This is a genomic window from Lyngbya sp. CCY1209 (assembly GCF_055795065.1).
Genome location: NZ_JAYFER010000184.1, coordinates 1 through 4,017 on the forward strand (window position 1 = coordinate 1; position 4,017 = coordinate 4,017).

Below are 4,017 nucleotides of genomic sequence, written 5' to 3' on the forward strand. Positions count from 1 at the left end.
GTCTTGCTCTCTGCGAGACAGAGTAACAGGTTAGGGCTAGAAAGCCCCGTCGCTGTCTTCGCGGGGATTGGTTACCCGAACCGAAGTCATCCTCACCGCTCCCCGAAACGTCCCGCCGTCTTTCCTCAGAGTCCGCCCATGTTGCCATCCATCTTCACAACCTGCGTCCCCCGAGCCGAAATCCGGGGCGGAGAACTAGCCGAAGAGATCTTCGCGGCCAAGATCCGCCCCGTCGTCGAGGGAACCGCCCCCCGCGTCTACCAAGATGCGGAAGTCTTCTTCGCCAACACCTTCCCCACCGACGGCATCCGCACCCTGATTCAGGAAGTGTTCGGGCGACTGACGGGGGCCGACGTCGGCTCCCCCATCGTCCGGCTCGAAACCAGTTTCGGGGGGGGTAAAACTCATGATGAAATTGCCCTGTGGCACATCTGCCGCCAAGGACGGCGGATTCCGGGGTTGGAGCGCTTCGCCGACCTAAATTTGATTCCTGATGGCAGTGTGCGGGCCGCGGCGATCGACGGCCGTGACCTCGACCCCGAAAACGGCGTCTTTCACAAAGACACCGGCGTAACAACTTACACCATCTGGGGGGAAATCGCCTACCAAATTGGCGGGATTCGCGGCTACGAACTTCTCAAGGGCTCCGATGACTCCCAGATTAGCCCCGGCACGTCGGTTTTGGAGCGACTGCTCGACGGGCAACCCGCCGTCATTATCTTGGACGAGATCGCCCGCCACCTGCGGACAGCTAAGGCGAAAACCGTCGGTAACAGTGACCTCGCCAAACAGGTGGTGGCGTTCCTGTTCTCCCTGATGGACCTGGCCGCTTCGTCCGATCGCCTCGTTTTTGTCTACTCCCTGGCGTCGGCATCCGACACCTTCGCGGAAGAAACCCAGGAACTCATCGAAGTGATGCGGGCTTCCGCCCGACAGGAGCGGGTTCTGAGTCCCTCCACCGATATCGAAATCTACAATATCGTCAAACAGCGGCTGTTCGAGAGCGTCAGGGAGGACGCGGGAGAAGCGGCGGCGACCGAATACCTGAACGCCTACCGCGCCAGCCGCATCGACCTGCCCGACGGTTGCAAGGAAGCCTCCTACGGCACGACGATCGCCTCCTCCTACCCCTTCCACCCGGAACTGTTCAAACTCCTGACCCAAAAGATCGCCTCCATCCCGAACTTTCAGCGCACCCGGGGCGCCCTGCGGCTGTTCGGTTCCGTCGTCCGCCACCTGTGGCGGGAAGCCGATGCCGCCCCGGAGGGACGCGCTGTCTGGATACCCCTGATCCACACCCACCACATCCCCATCGGACGGGATGAAAAGGTGACGAGCGACCTCACCACCCGCCTGGAGCGCCCCCTGATGCGGCTCCCCATCCAGGCCGACATCTACAACCCCGACGGCCGGCCCGCCTACGCCCAGACGCAGGATGAACAGTGGCAGGTGGCGGGTAAACCTCCGTTTTCGACCTGGGTGGCACAAACTATCTTCCTGCACTCCCTCACCCAGGGCATTTCCTCCGGCATCCGGCGATCGGAACTGAACCTGTCGCTGCTCACCCCCGACCTGGAAATCGGCTTTGTGGAGCGGGTTCTGGAACAGTTGGGGAAGGTGGCCTGGTATCTCGACATCGATCCGGTCACGTCCATCGCCCGGTTCAAGGAAGAACCCTCCATCAATAAGATCATCGCCGAAGAGAAGCAGCAGGTGGGTCAGTCCGAAGCCAAGGACGAGCTGCGATCGCGACGGGACAGCATTTTCGCCAGCAAAATGTTCAAACTGGTGTCCGCCCCCGACACCGCCTCCGACGTGGACGACGCGGCAGACTCCATCGCCCTGTGTGTCATCGACTTCGAGGACGACATGATCGCCTCCTCCCAGGACCCGCCCCCGCCGCTGGTGGAAACCATCTTCAACAATACCGGGGAGTCCGGCAAGTTTCGCACCTTCCGCAACCGCCTCCTGTTCCTGGTGGCGAACCGCCACGAACTGGAACGGGCGATCGACCTGACGCGGGAGTACAAGGCGATCCAGACCATCCTCAAAAGCCCCAACCGCCTGGAGGACATCTCCGAAAGCCAGCAGAGGCAGCTCAAAGAAAAAGAAGGGAAAATAGACCTGGATGTGCGTATCGTCCTCACCAACACCTATCGCCATTTGTTCTACCCCGCCAAGGACGAGGTGAAGGCGCCCAAAGGCCTGATGCACTACACCCTCCCCGCCCAGGATTGCAGCACCGTCAAGGGCAAAAACAACCAGCAGGACGTGATTTTGAAAGCCCTGCGGGACTGCCAGAAAGTCCGCGCCGAGGCCGACGCGGACGCCAAACCCTTCGCCCCGGCTTACATCCTGCAAAAGGTCTGGCCGGCCGGAATCGATCGCTGGACGACCAAAAACCTGCGGGAAGAGTTCTCTAAAAATCTGGCCCTGAATCTGCCGGTGGAGGCGGAAATTCCCAAACTCCGCGACACCATCCGCCGGGGTTTGGAACAGGGACAGTGGGATATGGCGATCGCTCAGAAAGTCTACATCAAGCTCCCCGACGCGCCTTTGACCCTTCCAGATACGATTGAATTTAGCGATCGCCAGGTTCTCTACCGCCGGGGCATCCTCGAACCCCCCAAACCCAAGGAAATCGAACTCGGCGCCCAACTGATGCCCTCCACCGAGGCGATGAAGCCCGTCCGCGTCCGCTGGAAGGCAAAAGAGGCCCTGAAAATTCAACTGTACCAAAACGGAACTCACATTTCGGGGGACTTCCGGCCTTCGGACGAGTATGAGGGACAGGTGGGGGAAACCACCACATTTCGGTTGGTGGCGGACTACGGCGACGGGGAAACGGCCGCGAAGGAGACGAAAGTGCACTTCTCGGCCCCGGGGGGGAGTTCGTCCGGCCCGTCCCCGGCGGGGGTGGCCGAACAGCCCGGACTGTTCGACGTAAAACCCCCGCAGGTGAACTTTTCCGGGACGGTGAACCGGGTTTTCGGGGAACTGAGCGATCGCTGTTTGGATCTGAAAGTGGGGGGGATCTCCCGGCTGACGCTATCGGTGGACCAGGTGATGGACTACCGCAAAATCACCACGGCAATGCCTCTCCTGAATCGCTTCGGATTCCAAATCGACCAGACCGTAACCGTCCAGGCCGGGCAGCAGTTCGTCCGCCTGGAGTATCAGGGCGACTTGCGGGGGTTCCAGGGGTTCCTAAGTACCCTAAATGGACTGCTGAACCAGCCCGGTGTGCAGGGAGATGTGAACTTGACCCTGATTTTCGAGTTCGATCCGGCGATCGCGCCCGGGGGTCAGGCGGGCGGATCTGGGGGTTCGGCAGGCGGGGACGCACTGCCCCCACAGCTTCGCCAGATCAAATCTCAACTCGATCGCAACCCGGTGGAACGATTGAACTTGAGCGCCGATTTCCAATATGATTGAAACGCCCACCGTTTTTTTCCGGTTTCAAAGATCCCCGCAAAATGCAGGAATTTCAACTTCGAGTCGTCCCCACGGACAACAACAACTTCGGCCTGGAACTCTACCAGTGTTCTTACAAAAAAGCCGGGGAAAAGAGGCGCCCCGCCGCCAAGCGTTTGGGGCGGCTGAAGGGGAACGCTTTGGTTTTGGCGCGGCAGAGTATTTACCAGGTCTTGAAAGCGAACAACTACGACCCCAACACCCTCACCTACCGCCGCAAAAATCCCTATATTTTGGATGAGGAGACGGGGGTGAATTTGGCGATCTTATTTCAGGCGTTGCAGCCTTTGCGGAAACCGGACAAAATCATGAATATCGCCTCGGGCGTCGGGGAGATGAGCAACGAGGAAGCCCATTATTGGTTCGCGAAAGTGAACAACGGACACCGCAATTCGGCGTTGAGAGCCCTGCGGATTTTGTTGGGGGAGTGAATTAATTGGGGGTTTTTGGAAATGGGAAAAACGGATTCAGCCGGTGTAGGGTGCGTTAATGAAATGTAACGCACCGTCTATATGATTGTTGGGCGGTGGGTTACGGCGCGGA

2 protein-coding genes are annotated in these 4,017 nt (G+C 59.6%); both read left to right on the top strand.

The genetic code is table 11. The annotated features are described in order from the left end of the window. Positions 1-138: 138 nt before the first annotated feature. Complete coding sequence (locus AC0QHF_RS02935) at positions 139-3,435, top strand: ATP-binding protein (protein ID WP_324702688.1); 3,297 nt, start codon at positions 139-141, stop codon at positions 3,433-3,435. Continuing rightward, positions 3,432-3,905, top strand: a complete 474-nt coding sequence (locus AC0QHF_RS02940; RefSeq protein WP_324702689.1) for a DUF7680 family protein — start codon at positions 3,432-3,434, stop codon at positions 3,903-3,905. The genes AC0QHF_RS02935 and AC0QHF_RS02940 overlap by 4 nt, the downstream gene beginning before the upstream one ends. Positions 3,906-4,017: the final 112 nt, after the last annotated feature.

Bases quoted from the DNA above. Each gene is read 5' to 3' on its own strand.
- AC0QHF_RS02935 (WP_324702688.1), top strand. From the start codon at position 139: ATGTTGCCATCCATCTTCACAACCTGCGTCCCCCGAGCCGAAATCCGG.